Raw genomic sequence first — 18,532 nt, forward strand, 5'->3', positions numbered from 1 at the left:
TCCCGACTGTGACACAGGAAAACAGGGCCGTCTTATTGAAGACGGCCCTGTTTTGTTTTTTCAAGCCCGGTCAGCGCGGCGTACCAGGTCGCAAAGATCCAGGGCGATGTTCCTGATCTCTTCCAGATCCTCGCCTTCGGTCATTACCCGGATGACCGGCTCGGTCCCCGAGGCCCGCACCAGGATACGTCCCCGGTTCCCCAGCTGTTTTTCCGCCTGTTGCAGTGCCTCGGGGAAGCCCGGTATGTGCTCCGGAGGAATGCGCGCCGCCATGCGGACGTTTTCCAGGACCTGGGGGTAGGTGGACATGATTGTTGCCAGCTCCGATAGTGGTTTGTTCTTTTTGATCATAATGGCCAGCAGCTGCAGACCTGCCAGGGTGCCGTCGCCGGTGGTATTGTGATCCAGGAAGACCAGGTGCCCTGACTGCTCGCCGCCAAAATTGTACCCCTTGGCTCGCATGGCCTCGACCACATACCGGTCGCCGACCTGGGTGCGGATCATCTGACCGCCCATACCGGTCATGGCCTGCTCCAGTCCCATATTGCTCATCACCGTGGCTACCAGGGTTTTTTTCTTCAGTTTGCGCTGCTGCATCAGTTCCTTGGCACAGATAGCCATGATATGGTCACCATCGACGATCTCCCCCCGTTCGTCGCAAACAATCAGTCGGTCGCCATCCCCATCCAAAGCCAGGCCGATGTCGGCACCCAGTTGCTTGACTTTGGCGGCCATCATCTCCGGATGCAGGGCGCCGCTTTCGTGGTTGATGTTCTTGCCATCGGGGTCGACGCCAAGGGCGGTTACTTTTGCCCCCAGTTCCGTGAAAACATGCGGAGCGACCTTGTAGGTGGCGCCGTGGGCACAGTCCAGCACTATATGGAAATCATCAAGCACGTACTTGCGGGGGAAGGTGTTTTTCAGGTAGACAATGTAGCGGCCGGCGGCATCCTCGATGCGTGAGGCCTTGCCTACTTCGTCGGCCACCGGGCGCAGGGCCGCCATTTTTTGCGAAAAAATAAGATCCTCGATGTCAGCTTCCTGTTCATCGGGCAGTTTGTACCCGTCGGCGGAGAAGATCTTGATGCCGTTATCCTGAAAAGGATTGTGCGAGGCCGAGATGACCACGCCGGCGTCGGCACGCATCGAGGTGGTGATAAAGGCAATGCCCGGAGTGGGCAGGGGGCCGACCAGCTGCACATTGACCCCCATGGAACAGATACCGGCGGCCAGCGCGTTTTCTATCATGTATCCAGACAGGCGGGTATCCTTGCCAATGACAATGGTATTGCCCTTGACCTGATTTTTGACAATGAAGGCTATGGCCCGGCCGATCTGCATGGCGATCTCCGAGGTCATGGGGTAGATGTTGGCCACCCCGCGGATGCCATCGGTTCCGAAAAGTTTTTTCATGGTGAGTTACCGTTTTGGTTTGATTTGCAGGAATGGTCCCTCAGAAGCGACTCCAGCCGGAGGGCAACGGTTTTATTGGACAATGCGAACCTTTTCCGGTGTGACCCCGAGGATAATGATGGAAGCGTGTCCCGGCAGATTGATACCGCTCACCGTCACCGGCAGATCGACGCTGTCGGTCTCGACCGGGTCATTGACGGCGGCCCGGAACAGCATGGCCGGTTCCGGGGTGACCTGAAGAATCGGCTCGGGAATTTCCGCATCCACGCTCACCATGGCCGGTTCGGCACGCGCCGGTCGACGGCTGTCCCGGATGTTGACCGGGATGTTATCCACTGTTCTTCGCACCATGATTTCACCGAGAAGAACATCGACCTCGATCACTGTCTCGCCCAATAGTTGCACCAGGGCCTCACTCAGGTCAAGATGCACCTGCAGGGTCGCGGAATGCGTCAGTTCGTCCAGATTGATGACCGAGGTGGTGAGCCCGGTTTCCCGATCAAGGACGGTTCGTGGTCCGGTCACGGTGATCGTGGCCGGGTTGAGCACCAGCTCCTTGAGAAAATACCCGGCAGCCGGTTCCCCTTCAACCGCCGGGGTAATGGTGAATTCCCGTTGGCCCAGCCGGTCGACCATGAGGGTAATGGACGAGGGCTGCACCCGCTGGACGCTGACCCCACGGGGTATGGCGATGGTTTCCGGAGTGTTGCTGACAAGCATGGCTCCCGGCTGCGCTCGGCTCAGGTCGACCGGGCGGGAGATATTCTGTTGGCGTATCTCCTGGATCAGACGCCGGGTGCCACGGACAGCTACTTCGATGTCCTTGCGGTATTGATTGGCGATTACCAGATCCGCGGGCATATTACGCAGCTCCAGAGGGATGGTGAGGATCACTTCCACCTGATCCTCCCCGACCACAAAATGCCAGAGACTGATGCCGATGACCAGGGAAAGCAGTTTGAGCTGCCACCGTCTGGTGAGGAGGGAAAAATCAACTTTTGCTTTCATTGCCTCGCAGACTATCGAGCCAGCCATACCAGCGGGTGGCGACTTTTTTTCGGGGGGCAAGGACGGCTTTCAGGGCGGTTTTGAGGGTGTTTTCGTCGTGGCAGGTGGTGATTCTCCCTTGCTGCACCAGAGAAATTTCCTGGGTTTCTTCGGACACGACAATAATGACGGCATCGCTTTCTTCGGAGAGGCCGAGGGCGGCGCGGTGCCGGGTACCGTAGCGCTTATCGATGGCCGGGTTCTGGGAGAGGGGGAGCAGGCAGCCGGAAGAGTGTATCCTGCCTTTATGGATGATGACGCCACCGTCGTGCATGGGTGATGCCGGCAGGAAGATGGCCACCAGCAGTTCATGGCGCAGGCGGGCGTCAAGACGGTGACCGGTGTCGACGTAATCACGCAAACCGGTGCCTCGTTCGATGACCATGAGCGCACCGATGCGCCGGCGGGCCATGTAGGAGGCGGCGCGGACGATTTCTACCAGGTCACGTTCGCCGACGTCTTCGGCACGAAGAAAGGGTGTTTTACCCATTTGGGTCAGGGCCCGACGGATGTCGGACTGAAAGAGGATGACAATCACCAGCAGTATGGAGCCGAGAAAAGTTTTAAAAAGCCAGTGCAGGGTCTGCAGATCAAACTTGCCGGATACATAATAGATGATAATAATAAAGGCAATTCCGGCCAGCATCTGTGCCGCCCGGGTACCGCGGATGATGAGGATGATTCGATAAATAATGTAGGAAACCAACAGGATGTCGATGAGGTCAAGCAGGCGCAGGGAATGGATCGTCTCAAGCATGCCGGGTCAGGAAGAAGTTGGTTGATTATGGTTGCTGTCTTGATATGTAGCATGCCGGCTGTGGATTGAACAGGAAAAATGCATAGTGGACTTACGATGCCCTATGCGGCTGCCCGATGCATTCGTGCACCTTCACCGGGGGGCAAGCAGCAGGTGCATATGGCCTGGAAACTGAGGCCGTATCAATCACCTGGACCTGTGAGCGTCCGTCCGCATGCCTCAAAGGGGGGCGGGTGAAGGTTATTATCTAGGATTGAACGGCAATTATACGGTGATGACAATGAGATGTATCCAAAAAAGAGTCCAGCCCTCGCGGGATCAGGAATCAATAAGCAGATGATCAGGGAGTTGGTGCGCATTACCCGAACAGTCCGTCGATTTCAGGAACAGCGGACTCTTGACCCCGCTTTGTTGCGGCAATGGATTGATTGCGCCCGTCTGGGAGGTTCGGCCCGCAACGCACAGGTGTTGAAATATATGCTCCTCACCGAAGCCCGGCAGCGGCAGGCCCTTTTTCCTTTGCTCGGCTGGGCCGGATATCTTGCCGAGTGGCCAGGGCCAGCGCCCGGAGAGCGACCCTCAGCGTATATGGTTTGTCTGCAGGACAAAGGCCTGGCGTGCGGCGCGGACAAGGAAGTGTATTGCGATCTGGGCATCGCCACCCAGAATTTCCTCCTCGCCGCCGCTGAACAGGGGGTTTTTGGCTGCCGCATTGGTGCTTTTTCCTCTCAGGCGGTTCATCGGCTGCTGCAGCTCGACGATGACTACGAAGTCCTGCTGATCATTGCCCTGGGCTACCCGGCCGAGATGGTTTCTCTGCGGGAGGTCGGCCCGGATGGAGATATTCGCTACTGGCGTGATCAGCAGGGAGGGCATCATGTACCGAAAAGACCCCTGGCTGCACTGCTGCTGGACCCGCCTGCTTTTTAATGCCCGTTTCCCTAACCTGAATCCGTGACGGCCGGTCTCTTGTTTTGGTTATAGCTAGCTGTAACCAGATTGTAATTGCCGTTGAATCCTTGATAATAATTTTCATCAGCCGCTCTGCCGGGCGTCCGTCCGCACGCCATCTTCATTGCCCGTAACCGTCCGATAAAGTTAACTTTAATCGAACGGTCACAGGCAATAAAGCTGACGCACGGACGAACGCTCACGGATTCAGGCCTTATAGATTTGTATCGCCATGTTGACAATTTTAGGACTGTTTTCACTCTGCACTTTTATCGGCAGTCTCATTGTTGTCCCTGTGCTGATCAGCCAGCTTCGGCCGAATTATTTCCTCGACCACTGGCAGCGGGTGGAGGCACGTCGCCAACGCCATCCCGCGCTGAGTGTGATGATTCTCCTGGTGCGCAATGGGATCGGTCTGGTCCTGGTTGCGGCCGGGGTTGCCATGCTGGTCCTCCCCGGACAAGGCTTGTTGACCATCCTGATAGGGGTCTGTGTCATGGATTTTCCCGGGAAAAGGCGGTTGATCGATCGTCTGGTCTGTGAGCCCCACATCCAGCGAGCCTTGAACTGGATACGCCGAAAAGCAGGAAAGCCGGATTTTGTCTTTCCACCCAAGTGATTGCCAGACCCTGAATCCGTGACGGCTGGACTCTTGTTTTATATATATCTTGCTGTAATCATGTTTTAATTGGAGCGGAATCCTTGGTACTATATTTCACCAGCCGCCCTTCGGGGCATCCGTCCGCACGCCATCTTCATTGCCCGTAACCGTCCGATAAAGTGTACTTTAATCGAACGGCCACGAACAACGAAGCTGACGCACGGACGAACGCTCACGGATTCAGGCAGGCGTATTGCCACGGGCCAAAGCTGCCGCGCAGATTCTCGATAGGCACCCATGAACCCGTTCAGCAGGGAGTGATATTACCCCGGTGGTGAGCCGGCTGATCCTCACCGCAGCCATGGGTTGATCCTGTCCCGTCACGACGTATCCTCTGCTCTTTCTATCCACAAGCGAAGAGAGAACGTCGTGATTACCCGCTTGTCTCGGGTCATCTGTGCTGCACAGGCTCCCAACTCGACCTGCATCTTCCGGCACACAGCGGTGGCCTGTCCTGGTTTATACTCACGATGCTGTCTTCCTTCCTTCCTTCCTTCCTTCCTTCCTTCCTTCCTTCATGCTTTCCGCTCAAACCGGGCAATTGCCTGTGGGGGTACATGACCCGTCCCCGTCCGGAACGATCCGTGGGCGCTGATCCATAGGGTTCCGTTTGGACTTTTCTTATCCTTGTTATAGAAATTAACGATTTCGTTCAGCTTGTATATCGGTTTTATCTGTCAGTTTGTGTGTTTTTTCCGTAAAAATAGTCTGGAAAAACTCGAGGATGAATTTAGGTTGAGTATTGGCAAAGCAAATGATATTTATATGCCAAAGCTATACGAAGATTTGTGGTGCTTATCGTCCTGGTACGGGCAATGAAGATGGCGTGCGAACTAAACGCTCACAGATCCAGGAGCAATATAAAGCCCAAACAAGCGCCTCCAGCCGTCACGAACCCGGGAGCCCTTTCCCGGCAGGAATCAGGGCTTTCTGGATGGAACTCGACAAGGGGTTGCTACCATGCCAACCGAACGGCCCGACTGGGCCTTTGACGATGAATTCGACGGCGGTGATGAAACCTGCGGCCGGGTGATTGTCAACCTGTATCTCTATATCCGTCATCAGGAGCCGGGATACCGAATACTGGTCATTTCCAGGGACCCCGGGGCCCCGGTTGAACTGCCGGCCTGGTGCCGGATGACCAGCAACGAACTGACAGCGATGCAGCACCCGTATTACCTGATCACTCTGAAGCCGGCGCATAGTGCCCGGGGAAAGACTGTGGAAGAGGCCAGGGGTATACCCTGGAACGAAGAACAATAAAGAAGAGTCAGAGAGGAAAAAAACATGGCCAATACATTCTGCGTGACCATCACCCATTGCAACACCGATCCGGACAAGGCGACTCTTGGTTTTGTGGTGGCCAATGCCGCCCAGGGCAGCGAGAAACAGACCATGGTTTTTTTGAGTTCAGATGGGGTGTATTGCGCTGTGCCCGCAGAAATCGCCAAGATCGATGAGGGAGCCCCGTTTGCGCCCCTGCAGGATCTGGTGGAAAAATTTATCAAGGCCGGCGGCACGATCTATGTCTGCACACCCTGCATGAAAAAACGAGGCATTGCCGAGGCTGACCTCATTCAGGGGGCCACCCCTGCCGGTGGAGCCGCCCTGGTGGAATGGCTGGCAAACGGCTCGCCCGCCGTGGCATATTGAGTCGAGCGGCAGGAGATCATAGTTCCATGGATTTTGATGTCAATTCGGTCGTTGCGGATGTGGTGTTTGATGGCGGTGACCTCGATTGCGGTTCCGGCCTGATCCTGCTCATCAGGGAAAACATGCTCAAGGTGCCTGTGGACGGTACCCTGGAAATGCGCAGTCGGGAGCCCACCGTTGCCGACGATCTGCCCCCCTGGTGCAGGATGGCTGGTCATGCCTATATCGGCAAGGCCGAAGGGCACGGGTACATGCGCTATTTTATCAGGCGGGGGCAGGGCGTTCAGGAAGATGCCGAGGCCCTGGACCGGGATAAACAGGAGGCGAAACAGTACCAGTGGCGGCTCAGGGCCAGATCAACAGGTCATCTGCGATCGACCATCTATGCCAGGAATTTCTCATTCCATATCGGTCAACCGACCAGTTTTGAGGAAAGGGACGAGTATCCCTGTGCGATCGAATATCTTTTTGGCGCCCTGGCCGGATCCCTGACCACCGCTTTTGCCACTGAATGTGCCCGGGAAAATCTCGAGGTCGATGATATTGAAATTTCGTTGAGTGGTACCCTGCACAATGTCCTCGCTCACTTAGGTCTAGAGGAAGGGGATCCGTCGGTGCAGCGAATAGAACTCAAATGCTTTGCCGCCACCTTTGCCGACGAGGAGGAAGTCAAGGCCGCCTGGCAACGAACAGTGCAGCGTTCCCCGCTGGTGGCGACCCTGGCAAAGGCAGTAGACCTGCAGATCAATCTGGCTCTGGTGTGACAACATGACCAAAAATGACTCGTTCCGCACGACCCAGGTGGGCTCCTGGCCCCGTTCGAAAACCCTGCTCAAAGCCCTGCGCGGCTACCAGAAAAAAGCGCTCTCCCGGGAAGACTTCACCAGGGTCGCCGAAGAGGAGATCCGCCGAACCGTCTCGCTTCAGGAGCAGGCCGGGCTTGATATCCTGGTTGACGGTGAACATCGACGGGAAAGTTTTTACGCCTTCATCACCGATAAGGTGGCCGGCAGTCAGTTGATGTCCCTGGCCGAGATGCTCGATTTTGTCGAGGACAAGGCCGAGTTCGAGGAAATGCTCAGGACCATGGACATGCCGGCCTCGGCGGTGAAAAATCCTACCTGCACTGGCAAGTTGTCACGGCGGGAACCGCTTGCCCTGGAAGACCTGCATTTCCTGCGCACGCTGACCGACAAGCCCGTCAAGATCACCTTGCCGGGCCCCTACCTGCTGACCCGGTCCATGTGGGTCGGCGCGCTCACCCGTCAGGCCTACACCAGTCCCGAGGAAATGGCGGATGATATTGTCCGTATCCTGCGCGAGGAACTCATCGACCTGCGTGATGCCGGCTGCGATTTCGTCCAGTTCGACGAACCGGTGCTCACGGAGGTGGTCATGTCGGAGGAATGCGAACGTCGCACCTTCATGTGAGCGACCCTTGCTACCCGCCGTGATGCGGGTAAGGAACTGCAATTCGCTGCTGAACTCATCAATCGCATTGTCAAGGATATTGAGGGCGTCCGCACCGGGGTCCACGTCTGTCGCGGCAACTGGAGCCGACAGGAGGAGGTGCTGCTGACCGGCGATTACGCCCGCTTACTGCCGGCCCTGCAACCGATGCGGGTCGACCAGTTCGTGCTGGAATACGCCACCCCGAGAGCGGGTGATATTGAGGTGGTCGGTCGGGTGTTGTCGGATCGGGAATTGGGGCTGGGAGTGGTCAACCCCCGCACCGACGAGGTCGAATCAGTGGCCACCATCGTGGCCAAAGCTGAACAGGCTCTGGAATTCTATCGGCCGGAGCAACTCTTTCTCAATACCGACTGTGGCTTTGGCTGCTTTGCCGGGCGTTCGGTGAATGTCGAGGAGGTCGCCTTCCGTAAACTCTGCGCCATTGTCGAAGCGGCGCGCATTCTTCGCGGCAGGTATGGCTGAGTAGGGAAGTATGTCCCTATAGGTAGTGTCTATCCAGAAATGAGGTGTATTGATCTTGATCTGAGTCGAGACGCGCTGGCGAGTCAGCGACATCAAGTAAAGACCTTTATAGCTGAACACCTGTTTTTTCCGCTATTTTTTCAGCCAGTTGCCTGAAATTCTTTTTGGCGTCCTGCACGGCGTTCGCATGACTGCCGATGGCACCGTCGGCGGAGGTGAGGTTGAAAATCGGCTTACGATGCTCCTGTGCCATGGGAACCAGGCTGCGGTAGTGCTTAATGGTTGCCAAACAATACGGGTCATCCTCCTGACGAATCTTTGTTGATGGCGTTTCGTTCAACACGAAATCCCGGTATACGTCAGGGATACGCTGCACCCATTTGTCGTAGGCTTTGACCGGGCGGTCCAGACGAACGCCATGCTGCTGGCACAGGTAGCCGATAGGTTGCATTTTCCCCCGGGGGAGATGGAAATCCGGGTAGCTGCTTTTTTCGGTACTTGTCTTCCAGTTATCCAGTCTCTTCTGCCAGAGGTTTTTCCAGCTCCTCAAGGTGGGTCCCAAGTTTTTCAAGCCCTGCAAGGAAAAGAGGTCAGCTCCCAGCGGAATTGTTACATAATCCGTGGCCACCAGTACCGATCGGTTGATTGCGCCCAGATTCGGGCCAATATCGACCAGAATGAGATCTGCCTGAACTTTTTTCGCTGCCATCCGCATTACCTGCCAGAAGGAGCTGAGAATTCGCATTGGGCGATAAAGGTTGTTGTCGCCCATGCTGTTGGGCCATTCAGCCGATAAGGCATCCTCGTACCCTGAGAGGTTTACGTCTCCCGGCAGGAGATATAAATCGGTCGCCATATTCTGAAGAATCGGTTCAGTAAGATCGCCCACGGCAGTCAGCGGCTTAACACACTGGTACATTGTTGTTCCCTGCTCCCGCTGATTCCAAATCATTTCTATTGTTTCTTCGTCCAGAAAGGCCGCTGTCAGGTTGGCCTGTGGGTCCAGGTCGATGACCACGACTCGCTTGCGCAGACTGGCGAACATCCATGCCAGATGGTAGACGAGAGACGTTTTCCCAACGCCCCCTTTGTTGTTAAAAAAGGTCAGCACGGGTGAAGTCATTGTTTCCCCCTTAGTGTGCAGACGACAGCACTTTGATTCGTCTCAAATTCCAGTGGAGGATTGCCATTTTTTTCCATCTCTCTTTGCGCGATGGCGATACCTCTCCCGAAAGCTTGGATAAAGCCGAAGGTTTTCAACACATCCCCAATGTTCGGGTTACGGTAATCCTTGATTCCCGGCTTACCGAAATTTTCAGGGGTGACATTTCCATAAGGGCCACCCGGGCTGTTGATCTCGATCCGGTCATTAAACCAATACACCCGCACAGGCGCATGGGTGCTTTCGTATGTGCGATGGAGCACCGCGTTGTAGAGAATCTGTTGCATCGCCGCGGGTGGATACGGCATTTCCATTCTGTGCGTTGGGGCCGACGTGATGTCGACGGCGACACGGTTATGCGCCTTGAGTTTTTCTTCGGTACGGCGAAGTGTTTCAACGATCGTTCCACCGATGTCTTCGCCGTCAACCACTGAGTCGGCCAGGTCGGTCCCATCAATTCGTAAGAACTGAATATATGCACCTGGTAAAAAATCCTGCGGGCTTTTGCCGATGGCCAGCAAGCCAAGCACGGTCGGCGTCGTGTGCTCTGGGGAAAGGATCATTTTGCAGGTTGCTAATCGTTCTTCATAGGTTCGCTCGTTGTTATCCAATACATCGGCTGCAAAGGCTGCGGGAAGAAATTCGTTTTCAAAAATCGACTTGGAGAGATCCGTTATTTTTGCCGATGGGATTGGATAAATATCAAAAGGAACAATCTTATATCTTCTTCTTTCATTGAGAACCCGTTCTTCTTGCTCGTTTGCAATAGATCGACGAGGTCCGGTTCGAATCCAGATTCTGCCTGCAAATTTTACCGGTGGCATGTCTGAAGGCATGACTGTCACGACAGCCATTTCAGATCCTTTTAAGACACGTTTTTCAACCGAGAGCACGGGCAGGGGCAGAATATTGCCGTCTGATTTCATGTCGGCAAGGGTTCGCAATAATTCATCCGTTATTGGTTCATCGGATGGAGTTCCGTCATCCCGTGCACCGATGAAAAGAATTCCTGGCTTGTTGTGGTTTGGCAGATCATTGGCAAACGCACAAATAGCTTGTCGTGCTTTCCTGTGGACATCACCTTTGAAGGATTCCTTACGCTCCACAAGGTCTGATTCCGTGTCATCCAGCAACGATTCCAATTGTTGGTCAGAAAGTCTTTCCATTGTCAATACCTCTCTAATCCCGGGACAATCCGCACTTTGTTGAGCCCGTTGTCAGGACTCCATTTCTTTTTGTTTGGCAGTTTTTTTTAACCCGGTGGCACTGTCGAGATTTGCTTACAATGTGCCTGCAAAAACCCATGAAAGCAGAACAGCCACTTATCGACTGTGCGGTAAGTGGCTGTTATTATTTGGCTGGGGGACAGGGATTCGAACCCCGATAAGCGGAGTCAGAGTCCGCTGTCTTGCCGTTAGACCATCCCCCATTTCGGTGCTTATAGACTTCTAATAAATAGGTAAAATACCCTTGGTTGTCAAGGAAAAATACACAGAGCCAAAGAGTCAAAGGCTAACGATCCCGAAGACTGGGTGGGCAGTATCCGTCTGGGCAGCGTCCTGGATCCGTGAGCGTTGGTCTGTGCGTCTATATCCAAAACAAACGTTCAGCCGTTACGGATTCAGGAACTTGATCAGGAGATGATCAGGCCGGCGTAGCCAACCACCTGGGCGGTGTCGCCGGTTGCCTCTCCGGAATCGGTGTACCGCACCAGTTCAGCCTTGGTTGCGCCCAATTCCAAAGCGGTCAACAGGGTGATGGTGGTGGGAATGACCCCGCACATGGAAATGTCCTGGCCGATGACAGTCCTGTACAATCCTTCAGGATCGAGGGCCAGGACACGTTCGATGGCCAGTTGATCTTTGCGGCTGGCCTGCTGGCGTGATTCATAATGACTCATGTCCGTGGATGCGGCCAGCAGGGCTGGGTGCTGATATGCGCTGAGCGCGGCGGCCAGTTCGCGGGCTACAGCCTGACATTGTTGGTAGGAGAGGTGGGCAACCACCAGGGGGACAATGCGCAGCCGGGGCTGAACCTGCTGGAAAAAAGGAACCTGGACCTCCAGCGAATGCTCAAGAAGATGGGCTTGAGAGTCCTCGACAATGTTGCCGGACTGATCGAGGATCGAGGCGGCCAGTTGCCGGTCGATGACGACGGTGCCAAGGGGCATGCGCCAGTCTTCAGTCCCCAGGGCAAGGGGTGCGCCCCGGCCATGGTGATTGGGGCCCAGGATGACCACGGTCTCCGGTACCTTCACCCGGCTGATGGTGGCACCGGCAGTGGCTCCGGAGTAGACGTATCCGGCATGGGGCAGCACGACTGCCAGGGCCGGCTGTTTGTCCTCTTCGGCCACCTCCGGGACAAACATGGCCAGGGCTGAGCGGAGCTGTTCCGGATCTCCAGGATAAAAACGATCGGCAACCGCGGGCACGCGTGTCATCTCTTTCCTCCCTTTGATATATTGAGTACAGGGTCAGTCTGCCGGAGACCCAATCAGTATTCGTGTCTGGATGAGGTGTCTGATCTGCAAGGACTTTTCTCCGTCACTGATCAGTTCTCGGGTCGGGCGGCCTATTGTTTGTACCGGTGAACGTTTGCATCATGATCGTACCTCCCAGGTCGTCCCCTCGGGACTGTCTTTCAGGACGATGCCGCGCTCAAAAAGAAGATCCCGGACCTCGTCGGATGCGGCCCAGTCCTTGGCGGCCCTGGCCTGATTGCGCCGGGCGATCATCTCGTTGATCTCCTCCTCGCTCAGATCGATGCCGGCCAGGCTTTTTTCTTTCTTTGCAGCGATAACAGCCGCCGGGTCCCGTTGCAGCAGGCCGAGGATGCCGCCGAGTTCGCGGCAGGACCCCACCGCGGACCGCAGCATGTGCAAATCCCCGGTCACCGGTTGCTCCGGCAGTTGGCGGAGAATTTTATTGATGGTTTTGACGGCGTCGAACAGATGCCCCAAAGCCTGGGCGGTATTGAAATCGTTGTCCATGGCCGCATGGAATCGGGTCACCAGGGATTCCAGGCTGTTGCGATCCTTCTCGTTGACAGTCGATGCCCCTGCCGGTCCATCTTCGGGAAGAGCGGCCACCCGGGCCAGGCAATCATACATGCGTTCCAGGCCGGAACGGGCGTCCTGCATTGCCGCTTCACTGAAATCAAGGGGATTGCGGTACTGGGTGGAAAAGATCAACAGGCGGAGGACTTCCGGTTCGTATTCCTTGAGCACGTCACGGATCGTGAGGAAGTTGCCCAGGGATTTCGACATCTTTTCTTCCTTGATGGTAACAAAGCCATGGTGCATCCACAGGTTGGCGAAGGATTTGCCGGAAGCGGCGCAGCTCTGGGCGATCTCGTTTTCATGATGGGGAAAGATCAGATCCTTGCCCCCACCGTGAATATCGAAAGTTTCGCCCAGATACCTGCGACTCATGGCGGAACATTCGATATGCCAGCCGGGCCTACCATCGCCCCAGGGGCTTTCCCACTTGGGTTCCCCTGGCTTGGCTCCTTTCCAGAGAACGAAATCCATGGGGTGTTCTTTCTTCTCGTTGACTTCCACCCGGGCTCCAGCCTGCATATCCTCCAGGCTGCGGCCGGAAAGCCGGCCATACTCGGCGAAGCGTTCCACCCGGAAGTACACGTCGCCGTTGGCAGGGTAGGCCATGCCTTCATCGATCAAGTCTTTGATCAGGCTGATCATTTCGCCGACATGCTCGGTGGCCTTGGGCTCGAGATCGGGTTGTAAGGTGCCCAGGGCGTCCATATCATGGTGGAATTCGTCGATGAAACGCAGGGCCAGGCTGTTGGCGTCAACGCCCTGCTCGTTGGCTCTGTTGATGATTTTATCATCAATATCGGTGAAGTTTCGAATATAGGTGACTTTGAATCCGCGGTGGCGCAGGTAGCGGACCACCATGTCAAAAACCAGGGCGGAGCGGGCATGACCGATGTGACAGTAATCGTAGGAGGTGATACCGCAGACGTAGAGTTTGACATGCGCCTTTTCGATGGGATGCAACGCTTCTTTTTTCCGGGTCAGGGTGTTGTATATTCTGATCGACATCTGCTGTTCCGAAGTATGTGCTGGAGAAATGGTGAATCGTTTGCCGGGTGTAGGTGAACGATTGCCTTTTCAGGTATAGATATTCATCCCAGGTATCGGCGCTTCCTGTGCGAGAAACAGGTTTTCCGCACACTGAGGGTCCTGCAGACAGCAGCCTGATCGTGCACGGGCGAAGTGCCGGTAGCTGGTTATGGGATGAACGACGGTTTTATTGTTCTGAATCCGTGGCTGCTGGACTCTTGTCGTACGGACGGATGCTCACGGAGCCAAGGTTTTTATACATAGTAAATACAACTTGACCGAAACTCAACACGTTATTGCGCATCCTGACGGTATTGTCTCGCCACCAGGGGCAGCAACAGCAGGCCGGGAACAGCGATCAGGGTGCAGGCCAGGAAAAAAACCGGCCACCCCATCATGTCGGCCATAAAGCCGGTGGGGGCGGAAGCCAGCACCCGGGGAACGCCCATGAAACTCGAAAGCAGGGCATACTGGGTGGCGGTAAATTTCTTGTTGGTCAGTGAAGCCATGTACCCCACGTACGCAGCTGTGCCCATGCCACTGCTCAGGTTTTCAAAGGCAATAACCATGGTCAGGCCGGTAATTGTCGGACCCAGCAGGGCAAGTACGGAGAAACCAAGGGTGGATACGGCCTGCAGAATGCCGAAAAACCACAGGCTGCGAATGATACCGATCTGGAGAAGGATGATGCCGCCGATCAAGCCACCGGAAATGGTGGCCCAGAAGCCGAACAGTTTGGCTACGGCACCGATCTCGGTCATGGTATACCCCATGTGGAGATAAAACGGGGTGGTCATGGTCGAGGCCATCTGGTCGCCGATCTTGTAGAGGAGAATGAAAAGGAGGATCAGCAGGGCCCGATCCCGGGTGAAATAATCGACAAAGGGCAGGACCACCGCATCACGAAAGGTCCGTGGCTGCCCCTTGGCTAGGGACGGTTCTTTGCAGAGCAGGGTGGTGACCACTCCGACCAGGAGCGAGGCGGCCATGAGCAGGTAGACCCGGTCGAACGAAACATGATCGGCGAGAATGAGGCCGCCGCTGCCGGCAAGCAGCATGCCCACCCGGTACCCATTGACATACAGGGAACTGCCCAGGCCCAGTTCATTGTCACGGAGATCTTCCCGGCGATAGGCGTCGACGACGATATCCTGAGAGGCGGAGAAAAAGGTCACCATCAGGGCGGCCAAGGCGACCATCCAGGGCGTCTGGGCGGGGTCAGTGAGTCCCAGGCCGATCAGGGCGGTGATCAGCAGCAGCTGCATCGGGAGCAGCCAGCCCCGCCGCCGGCCGAACAGCGGCAGGGTGAAGCGGTCAAAGATTGGTGCCCAGAGAAACTTCAGAGTATAGGGCAGGCCCACCAGGGAATAGAGCCCGATCACCGTGAGGTCGACCCCTTCCCTGGTCATCCAGGCCTGCAATACGGAAGCGGTGAGCAGCAGGGGGACCCCGCAGGAAAAGCCCATGAGAAAGCTGACCAGCATCCGGGGGGAAAAGAGTTGGCGGAAAATACGTGGTTGCATAATAAGAACAGGACCGACCAGGGCAGAGGGGGATTGATGAAACCTGCATCCGTGAGGACTGGACTTTTTTCGGATGTATTTGTCAGGTCCCTGGATCCGTGAGCGTTCGTCCGTGCGTCAGCTTTATTGATTGTGACCGTTCGATTAAAGTAAACTGTATCGGACGGTTACGGTCAATGAAGATGGCGTGCGCACGGACGCCCCGAAGGGCGACTGGTGAAGGTTCTCTTTAAGGATTCTACTGAAATTATAATAAGATTACAGCTATATATATCCAAAACAATCGTCCAGCCGTCACGGATTCAGGAGGTCATAAGTGCGGCGGTTTTTTTACACTTGGATCCGTGAGCGTTCGTCCAGCCGTCACGGATTCAGGGCTTCCTTCTACCACAACAGGGGTGTTTGCAAAGCAAAAATCGTCTTTGGTGCAGTTTGCCGGCAGGATGATCAGGTCGTCGAACATGGCGGGAGAGAAAAAACACCTGGATCCGTGAGCGTTCGTCCGTGCGTCAGCATTATTGTCTGTGACCGTTCGATTAAAGTGCACTTTATCGGCCTGTTACGGGCAATGAAGATGGCGTGCGGACGGATGCCCCGAAGGGCGGCTGGTGAAAGGTATTGCCAAGGATTCATCTGTAATTATACCCTGATTACAGTACAATACATCCAAAGAAAGCGTCAAGCCATCACGGATTCAGGAAGCAGGTGCAAATGAACCTGTCTCTATTTGAGGGGTGCAGGGGCAAAGGGCTGGTAGAGGGGGTCGCCGATGAGAACCATCTGCCAGGAGAGATAGGGCAGGGTGACCAGATAGGTTTCACCCAGGCTGAGGTAGCCTTTGGTAAGAATGGAAAAAAAGAGGTCCGGTGGAGGGAAGGCCTGAACATAGGGCTCATAAACCGGGCCGATGGTGGCGGCCACTCCTTCCTCCAGCATCCGTTTACACCACACCTGGGAGCCCGGTCGCTTGAGGGTGGCGCATTCCGAACTGGCGATATGGTACCCGACTGCCCCCCGAGCCCAGGTGAAGGCATCCACATAGCGGGCCAGACTGTACCAACCGCTGTACAGGGCTGTATCCGGACAGTCACCTGGACCAAAGAGGTCGCTTGTCGCGTCCAGGCGCACCGGCATGCGGCCGCTTTGCCGCACAATTTCGGCTGCCGCATGCAGGGAGGCGTCGTAGAACGCGTAGCCGGTGAGGTCTTGGGTCTTTGGTCTGGGCCAGCGGGCATCAAAACAGGCTCGTCCCTGCAGGCCCTGTTGTTCAGCATGGATGGCGTCATCCACCAGTCGACGGACTGTTTCAGGATCCGGGCCGTCAAGACGGCTGACGATGAGCACTTGGTCGCGGCTGAGCAGGGTCTGCTGGTGTTGAAAACCAAGAAAAAAAGGATTGGGCAGCCAGCCTTCCAGAGGATACGAGTCGACCAGGACCAGGGCAAGTTCCGAGTCGACCGCAGCCCGGGTATCCATACCCTGGTACCGGCTTCGTTGTTCTGTCAGCCGTTCCTTCTCAGCCACAATGGCGCCAAGTCGCTCTCCCTCGGCCTGCTGCTGTTCTTCTTCCAGGATCTCCAGTTGCAGATTGAGTTCGAGAAGATGGCCATCCTCTTCCGGCGGGGGTGGCCGGATGGCCAGCGGCACACCATACACGGTCACCAGGGCACGGATCCGTTGTTCGCTGCCCAGACGGTCCAGAGCCCTCCGCACCGGCTGACGGATTTCACGGTCATAGGCCTGCCGGGAACAGTGTTCGTCCCAGGTGGTGGCGATGGTAATCAGGTGGCTGGTCGGAATCTGCCGTTGGCGCATATAGTACCTGGCTAAAGCCAGGCTGTTCTTTGCCCTGGAGTTGGCAATCACCACCACCTCCTCCGGTGCTAGGGCCCGACCAACGGCAGGGTGCAGCAGGATCAAGAGAAGAACAAGCAGGCTGCGGATCGGTTTTTGGCTGGCGCTCCAGGACATAAGATCATACCTTGTTGGCAAAAATTGAACCGCTGGCGGGTGATGTTGTGGTCTTGGTGCGCTGGGTGCGGGAAAGCATAAGTTGAATCCGGTTCCCCCACCCAAGAACACATGGCGGCCGCACGCTCAAGGATCCAGGTCAACGACAGATCAGCAGCAGCCTTCTGTGAAAACGCTGCAACATAAAGGTAGCAAAGTACTGTCCATAGAGGAACAGAAAATCAGTGATCGACAAGAAGAGCGAAACAGTAAAGGCCGAGTTCAGGCATCGACTGCTCGACTGGTTCACCATTCATCAGCGGCCATTGCCCTGGCGGCGCACCTATGAACCGTATCAGGTCTGGATTGCGGAAATCATGGGGCAGCAGACCCAGATGGAGCGGGTTGTCACCTATTTCCAGGGTTGGATGGATCGCTTTCCCGATGTCGCTGCCGTGGCTGCCGCCCCGGAACAGGCCATCCTCAAAGCCTGGGAGGGCCTTGGGTATTACAGCCGGGCCCGCAACATCCATAAGGCCGCCGGTCGGATCCTGACTGAGTTTAATGGTGAAATTCCGTCCTCGCACCGGCAACTCCTTGACCTTCCCGGGATCGGTCCCTATACTGCTGCCGCTATCCTCTCCATTGCCTATAATCAGGCCTATCCCCTGCTGGATGCCAATGTCGAACGGCTTTTCGCCCGCCTCGATGATATCAACCGGCCGCTCAAGACCCTGAAGACCCGCAGGAAACTGGAGTCCATGGCCGCGGCGCTCCTCGATCGCAATGACCCCCGTCACTTCAATCAGGCTTTGATGGAATTGGGGGCCCTGATCTGCACCCCGAAAAAACCAGCATGCCCACAGTGTCCGGTGCAGCCCTATTGCCGGGCGTACCGGGCCGACACCGTCGAATTCCGCCCGCTGCCCAGTGCCCGCGACAAGCGCATAGACATCGTCATGGCCTGCGGCATCATCCAGCACCATGAGCGGTTTTTTATTCAGCAGCGCCTGGCCGATGACATCTGGGGTGGTTTGTGGGAATTTCCCGGTGGCCGCCTGCTTGAGGGGGAGGAACCGGTGCATTGCGTACTGCGGGAAGTCGAGGAGGAAACCGGCTGGCAGGTAAGCGATCCGGTTTTCTACAGGACGGTGGAACATCATTACACCCGTTACCGGGTCACCCTGCATGCTTTTTTCTGCCGGCCGCCGGAGCCTGTCCCTGAACCGGTGCTGACTGCTGCCAGTCGTTTTGCCTGGGTGCCTTTTGCCGGTCTGGCGGACTATCCCTTTCCAGCTGGCCATCGCCAACTGATAACAGCCCTGCGGGACGGAGATTTTTCCGGAAAATAGGTAAATATACCTAGTGGTATTTTTATCGATATTTCAGTCAGTAT

16 protein-coding genes and 1 tRNA gene are annotated in these 18,532 nt (G+C 55.9%); 7 read left to right on the plus strand and 10 right to left on the minus strand.

From position 1 onward, the window contains the following. Positions 1–60: 60 nt before the first annotated feature. The 3 genes from glmM to cdaA form a co-directional block, all read right to left on the minus strand. On the minus strand, positions 61–1,413 hold the full coding sequence (gene glmM, locus JWG43_RS11230) for a phosphoglucosamine mutase (RefSeq protein WP_205243023.1): 1,353 nt from the start codon (positions 1,411–1,413) through the stop codon (positions 61–63). 72 nt (positions 1,414–1,485) lie between these two features. Next, positions 1,486–2,421, minus strand: coding sequence for a CdaR family protein (locus JWG43_RS11235; protein ID WP_205243024.1), 936 nt, complete (start codon positions 2,419–2,421; stop codon positions 1,486–1,488). Beyond that, the gene (gene cdaA, locus JWG43_RS11240; RefSeq protein WP_205243025.1) at positions 2,405–3,217 is read right to left on the minus strand and encodes a diadenylate cyclase CdaA; all 813 of its coding nucleotides are present in this window, start codon (positions 3,215–3,217) and stop codon (positions 2,405–2,407) included. Before cdaA ends, JWG43_RS11235 begins: the two co-directional genes overlap by 17 nt. Before the next feature lie 285 nt (positions 3,218–3,502). On the opposite strand from cdaA, the gene JWG43_RS11245 reads away from it, so the two are divergent. The 6 genes from JWG43_RS11245 (at position 3,503) to JWG43_RS20055 (ending at position 8,417) form a co-directional block, all read left to right on the plus strand. Then, positions 3,503–4,147, plus strand: coding sequence for a nitroreductase family protein (locus JWG43_RS11245; protein WP_240193536.1), 645 nt, complete (start codon positions 3,503–3,505; stop codon positions 4,145–4,147). Positions 4,148–4,400: 253 nt separating this feature from the next. Then, a complete protein-coding gene (locus JWG43_RS11250; RefSeq protein ID WP_240193537.1) occupies positions 4,401–4,787 on the plus strand; it encodes a PGPGW domain-containing protein in 387 nt (128 codons plus the stop codon). A gap of 1,002 nt (positions 4,788–5,789) precedes the next feature. Further along, on the plus strand, positions 5,790–6,092 hold the full coding sequence (locus JWG43_RS11255) for a sulfurtransferase TusA family protein (RefSeq protein ID WP_205243026.1): 303 nt from the start codon (positions 5,790–5,792) through the stop codon (positions 6,090–6,092). Between the two features lie 24 nt (positions 6,093–6,116). Beyond that, positions 6,117–6,482, plus strand: coding sequence for a DsrE family protein (locus JWG43_RS11260; RefSeq protein WP_205243027.1), 366 nt, complete (start codon positions 6,117–6,119; stop codon positions 6,480–6,482). A 26-nt stretch (positions 6,483–6,508) separates the two neighbouring features. After that, positions 6,509–7,246, plus strand: a complete 738-nt coding sequence (locus JWG43_RS11265) for a sulfurtransferase TusA family protein (RefSeq protein WP_205243028.1) — start codon at positions 6,509–6,511, stop codon at positions 7,244–7,246. 4 nt (positions 7,247–7,250) lie between these two features. Continuing rightward, positions 7,251–8,417 carry a cobalamin-independent methionine synthase II family protein gene (locus JWG43_RS20055; RefSeq protein WP_338033261.1) on the plus strand — a complete coding sequence of 389 codons (1,167 nt, stop codon included), beginning with the start codon at positions 7,251–7,253 and terminating at the stop codon, positions 8,415–8,417. 106 nt (positions 8,418–8,523) lie between these two features. Here JWG43_RS20055 and JWG43_RS11280 read toward each other — a convergent pair whose 3' ends face one another. From JWG43_RS11280 to JWG43_RS11310, 7 genes are all read right to left on the minus strand, one after another. Next, positions 8,524–9,540, minus strand: a complete 1,017-nt coding sequence (locus JWG43_RS11280; RefSeq protein ID WP_205243031.1) for a ParA family protein — start codon at positions 9,538–9,540, stop codon at positions 8,524–8,526. Further along, a complete protein-coding gene (locus tag JWG43_RS11285) occupies positions 9,537–10,745 on the minus strand; it encodes an ATP-binding protein (RefSeq protein ID WP_205243032.1) in 1,209 nt (402 codons plus the stop codon). The genes JWG43_RS11280 and JWG43_RS11285 overlap by 4 nt, the downstream gene beginning before the upstream one ends. A 189-nt stretch (positions 10,746–10,934) precedes the next feature. Continuing rightward, a tRNA-Gln gene (locus JWG43_RS11290) sits at positions 10,935–11,008 on the minus strand. A gap of 204 nt (positions 11,009–11,212) precedes the next feature. Then, positions 11,213–12,019, minus strand: coding sequence for an AmmeMemoRadiSam system protein B (gene amrB, locus JWG43_RS11295; protein WP_205243033.1), 807 nt, complete (start codon positions 12,017–12,019; stop codon positions 11,213–11,215). Positions 12,020–12,178: 159 nt separating this feature from the next. Beyond that, positions 12,179–13,642, minus strand: a complete 1,464-nt coding sequence (cysS, locus tag JWG43_RS11300; RefSeq protein ID WP_205243035.1) for a cysteine--tRNA ligase — start codon at positions 13,640–13,642, stop codon at positions 12,179–12,181. Between the two features lie 314 nt (positions 13,643–13,956). Further along, positions 13,957–15,186: an AmpG family muropeptide MFS transporter gene (locus tag JWG43_RS11305; protein ID WP_205243036.1), complete on the minus strand. Its 1,230-nt coding sequence runs from the start codon at positions 15,184–15,186 to the stop codon at positions 13,957–13,959. Positions 15,187–15,909: 723 nt separating this feature from the next. Then, positions 15,910–17,157, minus strand: a complete 1,248-nt coding sequence (locus tag JWG43_RS11310) for a TIGR03790 family protein (RefSeq protein ID WP_205243038.1) — start codon at positions 17,155–17,157, stop codon at positions 15,910–15,912. A gap of 224 nt (positions 17,158–17,381) precedes the next feature. On the opposite strand from JWG43_RS11310, the gene mutY reads away from it, so the two are divergent. Further along, positions 17,382–18,488, plus strand: a complete 1,107-nt coding sequence (gene mutY / locus JWG43_RS11315; RefSeq protein ID WP_205243039.1) for an A/G-specific adenine glycosylase — start codon at positions 17,382–17,384, stop codon at positions 18,486–18,488. The last annotated feature ends 44 nt before the right edge of the window (positions 18,489–18,532 follow it).

The sequence above is a fragment of the Desulfobulbus alkaliphilus genome (assembly GCF_016918545.1).
GTDB classification, from domain to species: Bacteria; Desulfobacterota; Desulfobulbia; order Desulfobulbales; family Desulfobulbaceae; genus Desulfobulbus; species Desulfobulbus alkaliphilus.